Raw genomic sequence first — 13,702 nt, 5'->3', positions numbered from 1 at the left:
CCGGTAGAGGGTGCGTCACCCAAGACCAGAGGCCTCACGGCCACCTCAGCTGGGCCGCCATGCGGGCCTGGCGCGACATGGTGACTCCAGGGGCGTGACGATGGAGGCGAGCACCGCTGGTCCGACCCGCCCGCGAGGCTGCTGGACGGCGCCGAGTGGAGGTGGGCCGCGAAGGTCAGCATTGAGACGACCGGCAGCGGCCGGGTGAAGCTGAACGCCGACAAGCTCGATGTACGGGTGGGCGGGCCGGCGCCGCTTTCTAGACGGCGCTCAGCGGTGCCGGACTCTCGGGGAGCTGCCAGTCGCCACCTCGGTCCTCTTTCGAGTAGCGCGCGACGAGGTCGGGGACGTGCAGGAAGCAGGCCAGCGCGGTGAGGGACTGGAAGGCGTCGATCGCACGCTGGGTCATCGGCATGCCCAGGCGCAGAATGCGCGGATTCACCTCGGCCTGGATCTCGTTGACGAAGGGCCGCAGCACGGTGTCGTAGTTCGCCAGCGCGGTCGGCAGGTCGTCCGGGTGCCGGTTGATCTCGCCGGCCAGGACGTAGGCGCCGACCAGACCGCCGGAGACTCCCATGCCGCTGTAGGGGGAGGCGCAGTGCGCGGCGTCACCGGCCAGGACCAGGCGGCCCTTGGACCAGGTGTCGGTGCGCACCTGGAGGATCTCCTGGGAGTAGAAGAACGGGCTCGCCTTCATGCCCTCGACGAAGCGCTCGGTCTGCCATCCGGCGTCGCGGAACCTGTCGGCCCAGAACTCCTGCTGGCGCCCGACGGGTTCCCGGTGGATCGCCGAGGCTTCCGCGGAGTCCTCCCGTATCACGAAGTACACCTGCGTCTCGGTCGGATTGTGGCTGCGACGCATGATCTGGCGACCGCCCGGGACCATATAGGTGTCGCGGATGTTACTGTCGGACGCGATGCGCGGGACGAACCAGTAGGCCATGTGGATGCCGACCCGCCAGTATGGGTCGAAGCCCTCCACGAGGATCGCCCGCCGGATGCGCGACGCCTGTCCGTCCGCGCCGACCAGGAGGTCGAATTCGCCGGACGACCCGTCGGAGAAGTGCGCGACGACCTTGTGCTCGTCCTGCTCGAAGCCGTCCACGCTCAGGCCGAAGACATACTCCACGTCGTCCTTCGTCGCATCGTTCAGGATGCGCACCAGGTCCCCGCGCATGATCTCGTACTGGGACGTCAGAGTCTGCCGGCCCTGCCCGGAGGTGTTGGCCATGATCGTCGCCCTCGCCTTGCCGCGGGCGTCGACGAACGCGACGCCCGCCTCGTCCACGAGCTTGCCGCGGACGGCGTCGAGGAGCCCCATGGCCTTGACGGCCTCGATGCCCTGGCCCCGTAGGTCGACCTGGGCTCCGGTGGCCCGCAGCGCCGGGAAGCGCTCGACGACGGTCACCCGGTGACCGCCCCGGGTCAACCAGAAGGCAAGCGCCTGCCCCGCGACCCCGCCGCCGGCGATGAGGACCCGCAGGGACTTCGTTCCGAAGCCCTGTGCCATATCCATCACCCCAAAATCTATCAGTGAATGGCTCTGTCCCAGCGTCACCTATCAGCGATAGATTGTCAACGTGACAAAGATGGACCGTGAGACCGTCATCGCCACGGCGCTCGACCTGCTCGACGAGGTCGGGCTGGACGCCGTCAGCACGAGGCAGTTGGCGAAGCGGCTGGGCGTCGAGCAGCCGTCGCTCTACTGGCACTTCCGCACCAAGAAGGAACTTCTCGGTGCCATGGCGGAGGTCGCCATGGCACCCCACGCGACCGCACCGCTACCGACGCCCGGCGACGACTGGCGCGACTGGTTCCGCGAGAACACGCGCAGCTTCCGGCGGACCCTGCTGATGCGCCGCGACGGCGCACGGCTCCACGCCGGCAGCACCCCCATCGGAGACCTCGACCGGATCCGCCGCAAGATGAACTTCCTCGTCGCCTCCGGCGTGCCCGAGCAGGACGCACGGATGGCGATGCTGGCCGCCAGCCGCTTCACGGTCGGCAGCGTCCTGGAAGAACAGGCGGACGTCGCCCCCGGCGACAGTACGGACCTCCCGCCCGACGTGCCGCCGATCGATCACGAGGCGGCGTTCGAGGCGGGCCTGACCCTCATCCTGGACGGCCTGACGCACCGCGCAGTGACGTAGGACCCGACCTCGCGGCGCACCACCGCAAACGCCGCCGCTTCTCGAGGTGCCTGCCTTCGCCCCCCGAGGCCTGGCCGAGCAGCATGGAGATCATGGGCCTCTGCGGCTCAGCCGAGGGCATGCTCCTTCGCCGGCCGCGGCCCATCATACTTGCAGGCCTTGGCATGTGCAGTGGTACCGGCGGTGCTGTCACCGTGATCGCGACCACGTCACGGCTGGAGAACCTCGGCGACACGGAAGGCGTCACATCCGCTGTGCAGGAACTGATCGCGGGAGACCCGCAACACATCGAGGGGTACTGGCTGGCCGGACGTCTCGGCTCGGGCGGCCAGGGGGTCGTCTATGACGCCTACGACGGCGAGGGACGCAGGGTCGCGATCAAGGTGCTTCATTCGTCCGAGGAGAAGATGCGCGACCAGTTGGCGAAGGAGGCCGCAGTCACCCAGCGGGTCGCGTCGTTCTGCACCGCCAGGGTGCTGGCCGTGCAGACCGACGCGCGCAAGCCGTACATCGTCAGCGAGTACGTGGCGGGTCCCAGCCTCCGAGCGGCGCAGCGGATCTTCACCGGTGACGACCTGCACCGCCTGGGCACGGCGATCGCGACCGCACTGACCGCCATCCACGAGGCGGGTGTCACGCACCGTGACCTCAAGCCGGACAACGTCCTGCTCTCCCCTGACGGCCCGCGCGTGATCGATTTCGGCATCGCGCGTACCCAGGACATGTCGCTGACGGCGACCGGACTGGTGACGGGTACGCCGACCTACATGGCGCCGGAGGTGTTCACCGGTCAGCGCGCCGATGCCAAGGCCGACGTGTTCGCCTGGGGCGCGATCATGGTGTTCGCCGCCACGGGGGAGGACCCGTTCAGAGCCGACAATCTCGGCGGCGTCATGCACCGCGTGCTGTCCGTCCATCCCGACCTGAGCACCATGCCGCGGAACCTGCGTCCCCTGGTCGAGGCCGCGCTGGAGAAGGATCCGGCCGCCCGCCCGTCGGCACGTGACCTGTTGCTCGCCCTGGTCAGCGGCGACGGCGCCGACACGCGCGGGCTGCTGACCGAGGGCAGCCGCACCGCGAAGGACTTGTACGTGCCTGGCACGGTCGACCCGGCACTCGGCACGCTCGCCGAGGACACCTATGGCGCGCTCACTCCTGAGACGCGCGAGCTCGTGCCCGAAGTGTTCCTGCGGTTCGTCTCCGTCGACGAGGACGGGCGCGAGTCCGGCCGTCGCGTGTCCATGGAGGAACTGCTCGAGGGGCGGCCCGAGCGGGAGATCGTGATAGTCGAGCACATCTTGCAGGCGTTCTCCTATCTGGTCACGCGCAAGGGCGACGACGTCGCGCTGGCCCGTCCCGCCCTGCTGCGCGCCTGGCCCCGGCTCCGGCAGTGGATCGACGCCGACCGTGACGGCCTGCCCGTCCTCAATCAGATCACCACAGCGGCGCGGTATTGGGCGGACCATGGTCGCAGGATCGGCGATCTGCTGCAGGGCAGCCGCCTGGAACACGCCTTGAGCTGGGCGACGACGGGCCGCAGGCATCTGACGCTGACCCCGCAGGAGCGCGACTTCCTCAATGCGGGCACGCTGCTGACCAGGAAGCGTGCCCGCCGCAGGCGGGCGACCATCGTGGCGTTGGGGGGACTTCTGGTGGTCGCCCTGGTGGCGGGCGGCCTGGCTGTACGGCAGAGCGATGTCGCCGCCGAGCAGCGTGACACAGCGACGGGCAGACAGCTCGCCGCCGAGGCCGACCAGTTGCGCACCACCGACCCGGTCAAGGCGATGCTGCTGAGCGTGGCCGGATGGCGGCTCGCGCCCGGTGCCGAGACCAGGTCCAGCATGACGGCCTCGCTCTATCGGCCGGAAAGCGCCGCCTTCCGTCAGCCGGCCGCCAAGGGCCTCACCTTGCGGGCGGTCAGTGGCGACGGGCGCAGACTGGCCAGCGTGAGCGAGGACGGCGTCCGGGTATACGACGTGCGCACGGGCCGGCGGACCGCGTTCTGGGCCTGGCCGGATGGGCATGGCCGCTTCCCGACCGGCGCCGCGCTGAGCCCGAGCGGCAGGTTGCTCGTCACGGCCGCGCAAGGCCGGGTCACCGCGTGGGACGCGCTGACAGGCAGGAGGCGCGGGCAGCACACGGTCCGCCAGGGTGCGCCGCTGGTCCGGGTGGCCTTCGGCGATCACGAGTGGATCGTCGCGATCACGAGCGAGCGCGAGATCGATTCCCTTTGGGACGTGCGCACCGGCAGGGCGGTCAAGGTCCTGCTGGAGTCGCTGGAGAGCATGAGCGTCTCCGCCGACGGCCGCATGCTGGCAGCGGTCCGGATGGGCAGGCTCCACGTGCTGCGGTTGCCGGAGATGACAGAGGACACGCGCTTTCGCAGAACATGCGGCAGAATCGTCGCGTTCAGCCCCGACAGCAGGCACCTGCTCTGCGCGGGAGGCGCCATCACCACATACGACCTGGTGAGCGGCGCCAGGGTGACCTCGCCCGACGGCGAATGGCGGTGGACGGGAACGGATTCGTCGGCCGAGCTCGACGAAGCGGCGCACACCGGTGTGCGGTTCAGCCGAGACGGCAAACTGCTTCTCGGGTTCGCCGACGAGTCGATCCGGCTGTGGGACGCGACGACGGGCGCCGTGGTGTTCACCCATCGAACCGAGGGCACGGCGTCCGATGCCTGGCTCGACCCCGACGGGCGGACGATCCGCTACCTCCAGGACGACGCTGTCATCAGCCTCGACGTGCAGCCCAACGTCATGGCGACAAGGATGCCGCAAGGCGGTTCCGGACAGGCGATCAGCCCCGACGGCCGCTGGATCGCCACAGGCGGGGAGAGCTCTCCGATGCGTATCTGGGACGTCCAGGCACGCAGGTTCACCGGGACGCTGCCCGGCTCCGAGAAAGCCGCAGACGACGCGGTCTTCGACAGACAGGGCCGCATGCTGGTCACCGAGGAGTTGAACGGCGAATTTCGCGCGTGGGAGGTCGCGACACGCACGCTTCGGTGGAAACGCCCCGTCCCCAAGGACAGCGAGGTGTCCGGGATGGCCTTCAGCCCGGACGGCAAGACGTTCGTCGCGGCGATCGGCGCCCCGAACTCGTCAGGCCACGGCCGGCACCTGCTGACGCTGGACGCTGCGAGCGGGCGGCCGATCAGCAAGGCGCCACTGGAGACCGACGCGGGGGCCATCGCCTTCTCCGCAGACGGCAAGTCGCTGATCTCGGTCTACGGCAGGATCCTCGATCCACGCACCGGCAGGCCCGTGGGCACAGGCTTCAACACCACCGACGAGAACTCGGTCATCGCCACCAGCCCTACCGGGCCGCTGATGGCCGTCAGCGGCGTCGACGGAACGGTGGCACTGTGGGACTCCCGGCAGCAGACCGCGTTGTCTCCGATGCTGCGCGGAACGCCAGGTGGCACCCCGGGCCATCTCGTCTTCTCCCCGGACGGCACGCTCGTGGCCGCCGTAACCGACTCCGACACCACCAAGCTGGCCCAGCTCTGGGACGTCGGCACCAAGCGCCGCCTGGCCGCGATCCCGCTCTACGTCGACTTCGCCACCGCGCTGGGCTTCACCGGCGACAGTGCCTTGCTCATCGTCACCGACCAGCAGGGCACCGTAACCACGCTCCCGGTCTCCGGCGATCGGATCGCCACGGCTGTATGCCGACGAGCCGGGCGCACCCTGACCCCGGCAGAGTGGAAGCAGCACCTGGGCGACGTCGCGTATCGCGAGATCTGCCCAGCCGAGTCACCGGGATCTCCCCAGGCAGGAGAAAGTGCACGCTGAAGGGCCAGCGGCCGTCACGGTAAGCGTCGCTCCGGTGTCACCTTCCGCAGCGCGTCGGGCCTACATCGCCCAGTACTCACCGACCGCGAAGGCGACGGATGCGGCTGTCGCCGTGTCATCCAGCGATCTTCCATCGGAAAATGGGGAACCATGAAGCACTCTGCAACGGTGGCTCCGCCTGACGCCGCTGTGATCACCAGGGCGTGGGCCCGCCTCGGCGACGCCATCGTGGTGAACATGCGAAAGCTCCCAGGCCGCAGTCACCGGGTCTACGAATGCGTGGACTCCGACGGGCGCGTCTCCATCGTCCGCCTGGCAGACGCGCGGCGGGCTCGCTTCGACCTCGAACTCGCGCTGGCCGGCCCCTGTGCGGAAGCCGGCGTGCCTGTCCCTGTGGTACGGCATGTCGGCGTCGAGGAGATGGAGCAAGAGGCAGTCGCCGTCATGGTGCAGGACAAGGCCGCCGGTGAGACGCTGTCGAGTCTCGCCGGACGGCTGGGCCCGCAGGCCGCGGCGGCGATACTGCGCCAGGCAGGTGAGGTGTTGGCGAGCATCCACTGCGTGCCCACCGAGGGATTCGGCTCGCTCAACGCCGACCTGCGAGGGCCCTCGACCACGTTCGGAGCGTGGTTCGTCGACTCGCTGGACGGCAAGCTGGCGCAGGCTCGCCGCATCGAACCCGACGCGGGGCCGATCCTGGACCAGGCCATGGACTTGCTGCACGCGCATCGGGACCTGCTCGACGACTCCCCCGCAGGCCTGGCCCACGGCGATTTCAGTCCTGACAACATCCTGGCCGCAGACGGACGCGTCAGCGCGGTCATCGACTGGGAGGCGGCCAAGAGCGGGCCTCCCGAGCTGGACATCGGCTGGTGGGACTGCTTCTTCGAGACTCCCGCCACACCAGTCGGCCGGGTGATCGAGGGGTATGAGCTGAGCAAGTCCTTCGACCCCTCCAGACTGTCCGTGCTCCGCCATCTGACCGTTCTCAGAGTCATGATCGGGCACTTCTCCTGGACCCTCTCCGTCGGAGACCGCGATGGGGTCGCCCGAGCCGCCGAGCGCATCACACAGGAGGTGGGCGGTGCCCACCGCTGGAGTTGATCCAGGAAACCTCCTGGCCACGCGGATACGAGAGGCGGCCGCGCGGAGGGGCGACGCACCAGCGATCAGCACCGTGGGCGGCAGCGGCACGACGTCTGTAGGGAGCCGAAGAAGCCGCGGCGGGCCTCGTGGGGGCGACTCCCTCCAGACTGGTCGTCCAGGTGGCCGACTCATCGGAGGTCAGGTTGTGCGCCAGGGATTCAATGGAGCGCAGGAGTCTTTCCGCGCTGTCCACGGGGAGGAAGGATTCACTGGATTCCGGGGAGAGCAGCATGCGACGCAGACCCTTGTGGGCGATCACCTTGACTCCAGATTCCGCTTGAGCCGCCGACAGCATTGCTCGGACCTCGCGGCCGTCTGGATCGCGCTTCCGATGAGCGTGGACGCAAACGAGCTGACAGCACGGCGAGTGCGCGAGTGACGATCTGCTGAGGCGCGGGGCGGGAAAGCTTCCAGCGAAGACCGAGATTTCGCGTCCACGCGAGCTCGGGAGCGTGTTCGAGCACTTCGCGGTACTCCATGAGCTGAGCAATCTGACCGTGGGTCATGGGCCCGCAGCGCGTCAGCTCGTCGGTGATCACAGGCTCCCCGTCCCCCTATGGACCTTCGAATGAGGAGGATGTCATGAACGTTCAAATCGGTCGAGATCATTAGCATTTCTCCATGTCATTCCCCTTCATGGATGCGTGCTGTGCCTATAAGGGCCCTCCTCCGAGTCCATGTCACAATCGCGCACAGTAATGATGGCGCTCCCTCTTCCCATGAAATACCGGGCTCGAAAGGCATATGGTCACCGACAGCGACCGCTTCGGCGGTTGCGGATTGATCGGGCAACCGCCTATTCACAGGGCGGCAACCTGCCACAATCGGGCCACAGTCGCACACCGGGGCAGCGGCGTCCGGCCACGCCACCAGTTCGTCGGCGTCACGCTGCGTAGGATCGTCCGGCTCAGATCGAGTCATATGAACGTTCAACAAGCGGGGCGCATTCGCCGGAGCTGGCGCGGACGACGATCTCGCAGGGTAGCAACACGCCCGCCTGCGGAACGACGCCGTCCTTGACGGTCCGCAGCAGGCGCCGGACGAGCACGTCCGCGATGCGGCGCAGCGGCAGCCGCACGGTGGTCAACGCCGGCTCGAGGCGCGCAGTGACGGGCATGTCGTGGAAGCCGGTCACCGCCAGATCCGCGCCGATGTCCAGCCCCTCGGCGCGGGCGGCGGCGTAGACGCCGAGCGCCAGCCAGTCGCTGGCGGCCACCACGGCGGTGGGCCTGTCCGGCCCGCGCAGCAGCCGGCGGGTCACCTCGACGATCGCGCCGGGCTCGTCTCCCGGGACGGAGATCTCCCGTCCGCGCAGACCGTGCCGGCGCACGCCGCTGTGGAAGCCGTCACGGCGGTGACCCATCCACGGCAGGTCGGAGGCCGAGGCCAGGAACGCGATCCGCTGGTGGCCCGCCGCCGCGAGCAGGCCGACCAGGTCGTTGACGGCCTGGACGGTGTCGACGTCCACCCAGTTCTGCGGCTGGTCGGGGGCCGTCCTGCCGAACGCCGCGAACGGGATGCCCTGCCGTGCCAGGTGCCGCACCCGGGCGTCGTCGGGCAGGACGTCCGACAGCAGGAAGCCATCCACCGTCCTGGCCGCGATCAGCTCGTCCAGCGCCCGGGTCTGCTCCTGCTCGGGATTCGGCCGGACCAGCAGGATGTGGTAACCGGCCTCGCCCGCTGCGGAGACCACCGCCTCCAGGAAGCCCCCCATGAGCGGGTTGGGGTTGGCCGGGTCGTCCTCGGGGGTGGGGTAGGCGATGATCCGCCGCGCGCCGGAGCGCAGGCTGCGTGCCGACTGGTCGGGTCGGTAGCCCAACTGCTCGATGAGCGCGGTGACCCGTTCGAGGGTCTCGGCCTTGAGGCGGTGCGGGGCGTTGAGCGCGTTGGAGATGGTCTGCCGGGACACACCGGCCGCACGGGCGACATCCTCGATCGTGACGCCGCGCGCGCGAGGCCGGTAGGTCTCCATCCGCTCTTCCTCATTCCGTGTCGGCATCAGCGGCCCAGCTGTTGGCGCTGCGGCAGAGGCATCCCCGGCCGTCACGCGCATGGTGACGGCCGGCAGCAGCGCTCCGCCGCGGTCGTGCTCGGCCGCCCGCACGCTCCCGCTCAGCCGGTAGCACTACGTGGCCCCTGGTAGGCCCCGGTGGTTGAGAACCCGCTCAACCCCGAGCCCAGCACATGGCCCGGTACCGGGCCACGATCATGTTCCGTGATCATCATAGGCCCGCACAAGCGGGCAGTCGCGCGCGAGCCGGACACCAGGCGGGAGCGCCTCGTGTGGCACACCCGCGTGTCCCCCCAGGTCAAGGCCCACCACGTTGGCCACCCCCGTCGGACGCCGCGGAAGGGCGAGCGCACGGGCCTCCGGCGCCAGGGGCAAATTCATCGCGAACGCAGATTTCTGCCGGCTCAGACTGCGTCTGGTTCGCGGTGAAGAGTTCGCGCTCCCATGGGATGGAACTCGCGTAGGGAGCAAGCATGGATGTGATCAGCGCTTATGGCCATGATGTGGTGGTCGTGCGGGAGGGGGCGGCGGAGGTGGTGGAACTGGCCCATGGTGGCGCGTTCCACCTGCTGGTGGACGGCGGTCCTACCGGCGGAACATTCAGCGCCAACCGGCTCACCCTGGGCGAAGGTGCCGATGGTGCCAAGCCGCACTTCCACACGGCGTCGTCAGAGTTGTTCTACGTGCTCGCCGGGGAGATGGAGTTCCTTCTCGGCGAGCGGCTCGTCACCGCGGCACGGGGCAGCTTGATCGTTGTTCCGCCGCGTGTCCACGCCTTCGGCGCGGCCCCGGATGTCACGGCCGACGTGCTGGTGATCATGGCGCCCGGTGTCGAACGGTTCGAGTATTTCCGGCAGCTCGGGCGCATCGCTCAGGAGCTGGCTGCGCCCGACAGCCTGCTGCCCGAGCAGGACCGCTTCGATGTGCACTTCGCCGATAGTGCGGCCTGGCCGCGTGTCCGGACGCGTTGAGGCGGAGGAAGCCGTGATGACCTCCGTTCTCACCACCCCGCCGGCCTCCGGCGGGCCCGTGTCGTTCGGCGCGGTCTCGACCGCCGTACGCCTGGGCATGCTGTTCGGACCCGCCGTGTTCGGCGTCACCTCGGCCGGTGTGGCGCTGCCTGAGGTCGCCCTCGCCCCGCACGCCGGTCCCGCCGTAGCCTGGGTGCTCATCGCCCACGCGCTCGCGCTGGGCATCGGCACGGCGGTGTTCGGGCGGCTGGCCGACTCCTGGGGCGTCCGCAAGACCAAGCTCTTCGGCGCGTCCGTCCTGGCCGCGGGCGCGCTGCTCTGCCTGGCCGCGCCGAGTCTCGGCATGCTGATCGCCGGCCGTCTGGTGCTGGCCGCCCATCCGGTCGACCATCGCGGCGCCCGACTCGGACAGCCACCGCCAGGGTCTCCTCCGTCATTCACATCGAAGGAGGGAGGAGACTGAGCTGGTCGCCCTCGGCGATCCGCGGGCGATGGCGAATCAGGTCTGCTTCCCGGGCCCCACCGAGCTTCGTGAGGCTCCAGTGCACGAAGTAGGTCACCGGAAAGCTGTTACTCGGAGGGGACGGTGAGCCGTTGAGTGAGGACCTGGCCGGGCTGTGGCCGTTGTTCGCGCTGCGCGTGCGAACCCCGCGGCTGGAGCTCGCCATCGCCGACACCTCGGACCTGCTCAGCCTGGCCTGCGTCTCCGGCGACATCCAGTCCGCCGGCGAACCCCGTTACCAAAAGGCGTACCTGTACGAGCCGTCCCCTGAGAGGGAGCGGCACCTGCTGCAGCGGCACTGGCGGGCCCTGGCTAACTGGCGGCCGGAGAGCTGGGATCTCCATCTGGCCATCCGCGTGGGCGGTATCGCGATCGGCGTACAGAACATGTGGGCGAGCGACTTCGGAACCGTCCGCGGTGTCGAGACTGGCTCGTGGATCACCCGCAGCCACCAGCGGCAGGGCTACGGCACCGAGGCCCGCGCTGCCGTCCTGGAGTTCGCGTTCACCCACCTGGACGCGCTGGAGGCGCACACCTCGTACATGGACGGCAACATCGCCTCCGAGACCGTGTCGCGCAAGCTCGGCTACGTCGACAACGGCCGCCGCACCTACAACCGGGACGGGGGCCGCGTGATCGAGCACTGCATGGTGCTGGAGGCGGCGTCCTGGGGGCCGCACCGCGCGCCCGGCGTCTCAGTAGAGGGGATCACTCCCGCCTGCCTGGAACTGTTCGGCGCCGCCTGACCCGGCAGCTTCCTGGGTGGCGTCCTTGATCGCCGTCAGTACTCGTTCGGCCTGCGCGTGTGACAATTCGGTTTACGCACCGGCCCGGAACCAGCAAGATCAATCCTGTGGCGGACATGGACGCCGACGCGGTGCTGCGGAATTGCGCGTATCTGGTGACGGCCGCGCCCGCGGAGGTGCTACCGCTGCTCGGCCAGGCCCGGAGCCGCGAGGCCCGGCTGGCGGCGGCGGTCTATCGGGCGACGCTGTGGCAGCACCGTGATGCGAGCGCCGAGGTTCGTCGCCAGGTCCTCAGCCTCGACGCGGCGCGCTTGGGCGATCGCGAGTGCGTTCGCTTCGGTGCCGATCACGGGGGCGGCGCCGGGCTGGGTGACTGAGTGGGCGACCGGCAACGAGATCGACGAGGCCCATGAGGGCGGTGTCACCGCGCTGGATGTCTCCATGCTGGACATGCGGCCCCTCGCGGTGACCGGCGGTCACGATCGGATCGTGCGGGTGTGGGACCTGGCCACCGGAACACCCCTCGGGGAGCCGATGGCCTGGCTGCCCGACGAGGACGGGGACGGGCTGGACGTAGGGTCGGTGGCCTACCTGCGGCTCGACGGCCGGGACGTGGCGGTCGCGGGTGTGGACCGTTCACTGTGGCTGTGGGATCTGGGTACCGTCCGCCCGCTCAGGCGAGAGTGTAGCCGCGGGCGCGAACATGGTCGTCGAGAGTGGCGCTGAAGGCGCGGGCGGCGGCGCTCTGGTAGGCGTTTTCCCGCCGCAGCAGGGTGACGGTGCGGGTGGGCAGGGCCGGCGTGAGCGGGAGCGGGCTCAGGCTCGGGTGGTCGTGGGTGATGGCGTCGGGGAGGACGGTGGCGGCAGAGCTGCGCTGGACGATTTCGATGAGGGCCTGGATGGAGTTGGCCTCCACCACGATGCGGGGGCTGACGCGCTGTCGCCTGAAGTAGGCGTCGATGTGCCCTCGGGTGGCGAACTCGCCGCTGAGGAGCGCGAGCCGGTGCCTGGTGAGATCTCGGGCGGGCATCGGCCGGGGCCGCTCGCCGGCGGGGTGGTCGGCGCTGACCACGAGGCTGAGTGTCTCCATGAACAGGGCCGTGCCGCTGATGCCGGGCAGGTGCTGGTCGTGGAACGCGATCCCGAGGTCGAGCTCGTCGGCGAGCAGCCCTGCCTCGATGCGGTCTTGCGTCATCTCCTTGACATCCAGGGTGATGCCGGGGTGGCGGGCGTGCATCTCGGCGATCAGCGGTCCGATGAGATAGGCGGTGAACGTCGGGGTCACCGCCAGCCGCAGGCTGCCACGGGAGAGGTCGGCCACGTCGAGGACGGCGCGTTCGGCGGCCCTCAGGTCCCGCAGGGCACGCCGGGCGTAGTGGACGTAGGCCTCGCCGGCGTCGGTGAGCCGTACGCTGCGGCCGCTTCGGTCGAGCAGTTGCGCCCCCACAGCGCGTTCGAGCTGCTTGATCTGCTGGGAGAGGGTGGGCTGGGAGACGCGCAGGTCTTCGGCGGCGCGGGTGAAGTTGCCGTGCTCGGCCACAGCGATCAGATAGCGCAGGTGACGCAGTTCCGGACCCACGACAACAACTATAGGCGAAGTCTATCGAGATCATGGTCAATGCGTCTTGGACACTATGAATGCAGGTCATGCATGGTGGATAAGTCAGCCCATGAGGCCGTCCCCAAGCAGAAGGCAGTGACCCATGCAGGACCTCGAACGGGGAGTCGCGCGATTCCAGCGGGACGTCTTCCCCGCCAAGACGGAGCTCTTCACGCGCCTGGCGACCGCTCACCAGCCGGCGACGCTGTTCATCAGTTGCTCCGACGCCCGAGTGGTGCCCGAGCTGATCACCCAGAGCGAGCCCGGCGAGCTGTTCGTCATCCGCACCGCCGGCAACCTCGTGCCGGCCTACGCCCCAGGCTCCCCTGACGGTGTCGCCGCCGGCATCGAGTACGCCGTCGCCGTGCTCGGCGTCTCCGACATCGTGGTGTGCGGGCACTCCGGCTGCGGCGCGATGACCGCTGTGGCCGACGGCCTCGACCCGGCCGCGCTACCTGCACTCGCCGACTGGCTGCGGCACGCGGACGCCTCCCGGAACCGCACCACAACCGCGGAGACAGGCGCGGGCAAGGTGGCCGCCCTGGTGCGTCAGAACGTGCTCGCGCAGATGGCGAACCTGGCCACCCACCCCTCGGTGGCACGCGCCCTCGCCGCCAAGACGGTCACCCTGCACGGCTGGATCTACGACATCGGCACCGGGACCGTCGCAGAACTCGACGCCACCGGCCGCCTCTCCGCGCTCGCGGTGTGACCTTTGCCCCCCAACGCCTGACATCCCGCGCCCGGGATCGACACGCTCCCCCGCCGCTGTGCCC

Annotated in this window: 12 protein-coding genes; 9 read left to right on the top strand and 3 right to left on the bottom strand. The window is 69.4% G+C overall.

Features of this window, described 5'->3' with window-relative positions:
* Window positions 1–259 precede the first annotated feature (259 nt).
* Window positions 260–1,516, bottom strand: a complete 1,257-nt coding sequence (locus ABT294_RS47075) for an FAD-dependent monooxygenase (protein ID WP_350813047.1) — start codon at window positions 1,514–1,516, stop codon at window positions 260–262.
* 73 nt (window positions 1,517–1,589) lie between these two features.
* Between ABT294_RS47075 and ABT294_RS47070 the strand changes: the two genes are divergently transcribed.
* From ABT294_RS47070 to ABT294_RS47060, 3 genes are all read left to right on the top strand, one after another.
* On the top strand, window positions 1,590–2,150 hold the full coding sequence (locus ABT294_RS47070) for a TetR/AcrR family transcriptional regulator C-terminal domain-containing protein (RefSeq protein WP_350813074.1): 561 nt from the start codon (window positions 1,590–1,592) through the stop codon (window positions 2,148–2,150).
* Window positions 2,151–2,344: 194 nt separating this feature from the next.
* A complete protein-coding gene (locus tag ABT294_RS47065) occupies window positions 2,345–5,950 on the top strand; it encodes a WD40 repeat domain-containing serine/threonine protein kinase (protein WP_350813046.1) in 3,606 nt (1,201 codons plus the stop codon).
* A 150-nt stretch (window positions 5,951–6,100) separates the two neighbouring features.
* Window positions 6,101–7,054: a phosphotransferase gene (locus ABT294_RS47060; RefSeq protein WP_350813045.1), complete on the top strand. Its 954-nt coding sequence runs from the start codon at window positions 6,101–6,103 to the stop codon at window positions 7,052–7,054.
* A gap of 949 nt (window positions 7,055–8,003) precedes the next feature.
* Here ABT294_RS47060 and ABT294_RS47055 read toward each other — a convergent pair.
* Complete coding sequence (locus ABT294_RS47055; RefSeq protein ID WP_350813044.1) at window positions 8,004–9,068, bottom strand: LacI family DNA-binding transcriptional regulator; 1,065 nt, start codon at window positions 9,066–9,068, stop codon at window positions 8,004–8,006.
* Between the two features lie 512 nt (window positions 9,069–9,580).
* Between ABT294_RS47055 and ABT294_RS47050 the strand changes: the two genes are divergently transcribed.
* The 5 genes from ABT294_RS47050 to ABT294_RS47030 all read left to right on the top strand — a co-directional run bounded on the left by ABT294_RS47050 (window position 9,581) and on the right by ABT294_RS47030 (window position 12,052).
* Complete coding sequence (locus ABT294_RS47050) at window positions 9,581–10,078, top strand: cupin domain-containing protein (RefSeq protein WP_350813043.1); 498 nt, start codon at window positions 9,581–9,583, stop codon at window positions 10,076–10,078.
* A 16-nt stretch (window positions 10,079–10,094) separates the two neighbouring features.
* On the top strand, window positions 10,095–10,541 hold the full coding sequence (locus ABT294_RS47045) for an MFS transporter (RefSeq protein ID WP_350813042.1): 447 nt from the start codon (window positions 10,095–10,097) through the stop codon (window positions 10,539–10,541).
* A gap of 131 nt (window positions 10,542–10,672) precedes the next feature.
* Window positions 10,673–11,326 carry a GNAT family N-acetyltransferase gene (locus ABT294_RS47040; protein WP_350813041.1) on the top strand — a complete coding sequence of 218 codons (654 nt, stop codon included), beginning with the start codon at window positions 10,673–10,675 and terminating at the stop codon, window positions 11,324–11,326.
* 107 nt (window positions 11,327–11,433) lie between these two features.
* Window positions 11,434–11,703 (top strand): hypothetical protein, encoded by a 270-nt coding sequence (locus ABT294_RS47035; protein WP_350813040.1) that lies wholly within the window; start codon window positions 11,434–11,436, stop codon window positions 11,701–11,703.
* Window positions 11,696–12,052, top strand: coding sequence for a WD40 repeat domain-containing protein (locus ABT294_RS47030; protein WP_350813039.1), 357 nt, complete (start codon window positions 11,696–11,698; stop codon window positions 12,050–12,052). Before ABT294_RS47035 ends, ABT294_RS47030 begins: the two co-directional genes overlap by 8 nt.
* Here the strand turns inward: ABT294_RS47030 and cynR are convergent.
* Entirely contained in the window at window positions 12,000–12,905 is a 906-nt protein-coding gene (gene cynR / locus ABT294_RS47025; RefSeq protein ID WP_350813038.1) for a transcriptional regulator CynR, read from the bottom strand. The genes ABT294_RS47030 and cynR overlap by 53 nt on opposite strands.
* A 124-nt stretch (window positions 12,906–13,029) precedes the next feature.
* On the opposite strand from cynR, the gene ABT294_RS47020 reads away from it, so the two are divergent.
* Complete coding sequence (locus ABT294_RS47020; protein ID WP_350813037.1) at window positions 13,030–13,638, top strand: carbonic anhydrase; 609 nt, start codon at window positions 13,030–13,032, stop codon at window positions 13,636–13,638.
* Window positions 13,639–13,702: the final 64 nt, after the last annotated feature.

Origin of the sequence: Nonomuraea sp. NPDC000554 (assembly GCF_040300065.1) — a bacterium.
Taxonomy (GTDB): domain Bacteria; phylum Actinomycetota; class Actinomycetes; order Streptosporangiales; family Streptosporangiaceae; genus Nonomuraea.
Note: the sequence above shows the minus strand (reverse complement) of the source record. Positions and strands in the feature narration are given on the sequence as shown.